The sequence below is a fragment of the Gammaproteobacteria bacterium genome (genome assembly GCA_027296625.1).
In the GTDB taxonomy this organism is placed as follows: domain Bacteria; phylum Pseudomonadota; class Gammaproteobacteria; order JAKEHO01; family JAKEHO01; genus JAKEHO01.
Map to the genome: position 1 here is coordinate 1 of JAPUIX010000052.1, position 3,064 is coordinate 3,064.

3 protein-coding genes are annotated in these 3,064 nt (G+C 52.8%); 1 reads left to right on the forward strand and 2 read right to left on the reverse strand.

Features of this window, described 5'->3' with window-relative positions; genetic code table 11:
- Positions 1-416: 416 nt before the first annotated feature.
- Both O6944_02900 and O6944_02905 read right to left on the reverse strand, forming a co-directional pair.
- Positions 417-572 (reverse strand): hypothetical protein, encoded by a 156-nt coding sequence (locus O6944_02900; GenBank protein MCZ6718088.1) that lies wholly within the window; start codon positions 570-572, stop codon positions 417-419.
- Positions 573-677: 105 nt separating this feature from the next.
- Positions 678-830, reverse strand: a complete 153-nt coding sequence (locus tag O6944_02905) for a hypothetical protein (protein ID MCZ6718089.1) — start codon at positions 828-830, stop codon at positions 678-680.
- A gap of 417 nt (positions 831-1,247) precedes the next feature.
- On the opposite strand from O6944_02905, the gene O6944_02910 reads away from it, so the two are divergent.
- Complete coding sequence (locus O6944_02910; protein ID MCZ6718090.1) at positions 1,248-2,765, forward strand: hypothetical protein; 1,518 nt, start codon at positions 1,248-1,250, stop codon at positions 2,763-2,765.
- The last annotated feature ends 299 nt before the right edge of the window (positions 2,766-3,064 follow it).

The following is a 3,064-nucleotide window of genomic DNA, read 5'->3' on the forward strand; positions in this document are numbered from 1 at the left end:
TTATTTATGAATCTCAAGAAAAGTGTGAAGAAGGTAGATGCGATTAACCACATAACGAGAACCTTAAAAGGCCCGCTGCTATTGTGATCTCTGCAACCGCCGAAACTCCCAAGGCGGATTAGGATTATTCTCTCGCCACAAGACAAAAAAATCCCCGCACAAGGCGGGGTGAATGTGTAAAACAGCCCTCGTTATTAAGTTCTTCTTATGTGTTCTTCCGACGTCGCCCCATCCATCCCAAACCTAACGAGACCGATACCTAAGAGCATGAGGGTAGAGGGTTCGGGGACGCCAACAACGGGCGGCTCTCCGCCGTTGCCACCATTTTCCCCAATCAGATCCGCGGTTCCCGTCAAGTTTGCGACTAGTAGACCCGCAGGCCTAAAACGGGGTGCTGATGTTTGGGAGCTTATATGTCATGGTGTGTTAATAGCGTGGCACACCCATGCCATGTTGACGCCTAGCCGGTCAGCAATTTGCTGAGGCGTTAACTTTTTCTTGTGCAAGCGCTTCACCTCAATGTGCTGTTGCTTGTCGCCATTGGGTCTGTCCTTTTTATACTGCCGCTTCATCTTTGGGAGCGGCAAACTCGGCCGGGATGACCTCTTCCTCTTCTTGTCGCTCATGGGCAATGTGATCAAAAACTTCCTCTTTACTGTCAGCGTTGGTGATTGTCTCTAGCCCAAACAGTTGATGGTCAAAGTCACCGCGTGTCGTTTGTGCAGCCGCATCGCTGCCGCCTTAATCATATCAGGGCTGTAGGCACCTTCGGGATCATTCTTCATATTGACGATACGCTGGGCTTCTGCCTCAAGATACTGGGCCTTCAACGTCTCGCCAGAAAGCAGATATTGATACCGTCGTGACTTTGGTCACAGGAAGCCCACCATGCCCTTTTACCTCACCCCCGAACAAGACGACTTCAACTGCGCATTCTCGTTGCGTTCTTTGCGGGGCCGTACTGTGATGCATGGGCCTTACGACGGGTGATGGATTGCGGACGACTTAGTTTGCACTCAAGCCTGCCCCAATCTTACGAACCGCTAACGATAATCCCTCACCACCCGCCAGTTTGTTGTCCTTTCGCTTTATGAGGGGTCTTGCCCTCCATTCTTTGTAGTTTCCGTCAAGCCGTGGGGCCACTCGTCGATCGACGGCTGCCCGCAACGGAGTGCTCGAGGCCCTGGCGTCCTCTGAAGTCGGGGCTTTAGGCAACAAACGGTGACAGAAAAGCAAGGGGGTGAGCGATGAACGAAGATAATGCACCAAGTTTTAGACAAGCCCCAAGGAACACCGGGGCAGCCTGCGTTTGGGTCTTATTGGTAGCGTGCTTGAGCGCACCCGCGTGGGCAGGCGGCCAGTCCGCGGCTGGTTTCGTGTTGTACGAAGGACTGAAAGAACAATTCACCCTCGAATTACCTCAGGGGTGGCATGTTTTTAATCAGAGCGGGTCTCCGGAGTACGGCGTGGTCGTCTTCTCAGCCTTGAGCATGAGAATTGAGGCGGAGGGGATGGATGAGGCGGCGCTAGGCGCGAAAGTGCGCAAGCGAATGGCGCAGGTGGATTCGGGCGAATTGCCATCCTTCTTTGTAGACCGTTATCCGATCAAGCGGGGGATGTCATGCGACGGCTTAAGTAAAAAGGCCAGGAAAAAGATGCTGCGTGTGCTCACGCGCGCCACCGCGTTCGGCGGGGGCAGCAAGCTCCTGAATCGCCCGGAGGCAGAGCCGATCTCCCTTGGCGGTTGTCAGGGCCTAAAGGTGTTGGTGCGCGCCCAAACGGCAGAGGGCCGGGAATTCGTGATGTTGATCTACACAGTCTCGCATGGCCAGACAACGTATGACTTTGCTCTGCGCAACCGCAAGGAATACTTCGAGAAGAATCGGCCTGTGTTTGAGAAGGCCCTTTCTACACTGAAAATCACCAAGTTACGTTTCCCGAAAGCGCAGGTCGATTCCTTACTCGCAGCACTCGCACCCCCTACCCTACCGAAGACCTTCGACCGGATTGTCCATACGAAAAAACCTCGTGGCGGTGCGGGCTCATTCGGCACATTCAAGAGATCCGGCACCCTCACCATAGACGAGAACACCGTTGAATATGTGAATAAGAAGCATAAGGTCGCGATACCGTTTACAGCTCTGCGTTCAGCCTCGCTCGAGCAGTTGGGATCTCTGCCCGCGCATGTCTGGCTTGTCATCGATTACGAGGATAACGGGGAAGCCAAGAGCATTGGCTTTCAACCCCACGCGATCAAGGGTAATCGAGGCGATCTATCCAAAATGCACTCCACCGTAAAGTACATTCTTAGAGAGAAAGGGCCAATAGAGCGCGTCCGATTTGATTTCGATGGACGAAAGTGGAGTGAGGGGTATAGCGATCAGATCGTGAAGGAGTTCGTCCTGCCAGGTGAAACGGTCGAAAACTGGACCGAGCTTGTGACCATCCAGACATTTCCGGGGATGCAAACACGAATGACCGCCAAGAAACTAATGCTCCGATTTAAGAAAAAGATAACACGAAAAGACTGTCCAGATGTCATGTGGAATGTTATTACTGAATCAGAAGAAGAGGTCGTGTACGAATGGCGAACGATCGATTGCCCTGGTTGGGACAATCAGTATGAAGTATCAAAGGTAATTAGAGGCAAGACCGGTATACATCGTTCAGCTTATACGAACAGGGAGCTGCCCATCTCAGAAGATCAGCGTAATCGCTGGATTGATTTAATAGGTAGTGTGAAGCTTGAAATGGAGCAGCGATGATCAACGATATTGAAGGTTGGCAAACCGGCAGCTTCTCGAACAACGGGTGGCCCCTGAAGCTTGGCGACACCGAAGAGACAAGTGCTAACGGTTCCGTAAGGGGGTTCGACTCCCGAACGGGAACATTGCCGCCCACGTTGTGAATCATTTACACCGTTCCCTGACATCGGAGGTGAGCGGCAGCCTGTCTAAAGGAGTTTTGAGCCGAGGTGACTCAGTCCTTGTAGGGGGAAAGGGTCCGCGCTGTGCGGGCCTTTTTCTTTCCAGTGGGGATTGCTACCGTGATGACTCGGCCACTA

Excerpts from the sequence above, each read along its gene's own strand:
- O6944_02910 (MCZ6718090.1), top strand. The coding sequence starts at position 1,248 with ATGAACGAAGATAATGCACCAAGTTTTAGACAAGCCCCAAGGAACACC.
- O6944_02900 (MCZ6718088.1), bottom strand. The coding sequence starts at position 572 with ATGAAGCGGCAGTATAAAAAGGACAGACCCAATGGCGACAAGCAACAG.